The sequence below is a fragment of the Candidatus Skiveiella danica genome, from assembly GCF_022705245.1.
GTDB lineage: Bacteria > Pseudomonadota > Gammaproteobacteria > Burkholderiales > Burkholderiaceae_C > Skiveiella > Skiveiella danica.
Genome location: NZ_JAKJEW010000204.1, coordinates 1 through 512 on the forward strand (window position 1 = coordinate 1; position 512 = coordinate 512).

The following is a 512-nucleotide window of genomic DNA, read 5'->3' on the forward strand; positions in this document are numbered from 1 at the left end:
CGTAACCGACCGGGAGATGAAGCGCTACTTCATGACAATTCCGGAGGCGGTGTCCCTGGTTCTGCAGGCGTCCATCCTGGGGCAGGGCGGCGAAGTCTTCGTGCTGGACATGGGTGAGCCCGTGATGATCGTGAACATTGCCGAGGAGCTGATCCGCCTCCACGGCCTGGAGCCCTACAAGGACATCGACATTCAATTTACAGGGCTGCGTCCCGGAGAGAAACTCTTCGAGGAAATCCTGACGCGAGCTGCCACGAGAAGATCTTCGTCGCCCGCAACAGCGGGAAATACACCCTGGCCGAACTGGACGGCATCCTGGCCGAGTTTTCCGCCGCGATTAAGGATTCCTCCGATGCCGGCGATGAAAACATGAAAAGGCTGCTCAGGAAATATGTGAAACATTACAACAATTAGGCCATGGGCAATGGGCAATGGGTGAGTGATGAGCGATGAGTGGAAAGAGAGGCGAGTGGCGATAGGCAATGGGCTATGGGTGAGGAATGTAGTGCGGG

The 512-nt window shown here is 56.6% G+C and carries 1 protein-coding gene; it reads left to right on the forward strand.

The window, feature by feature from the left end; genetic code table 11:
• A partial coding sequence (locus ACMUOY_RS21025) for a polysaccharide biosynthesis protein (protein ID WP_413894631.1) occupies positions 1 to 373 on the forward strand: 373 nt, incomplete at its 5' end.
• Positions 374 to 512 lie beyond the last annotated feature (139 nt).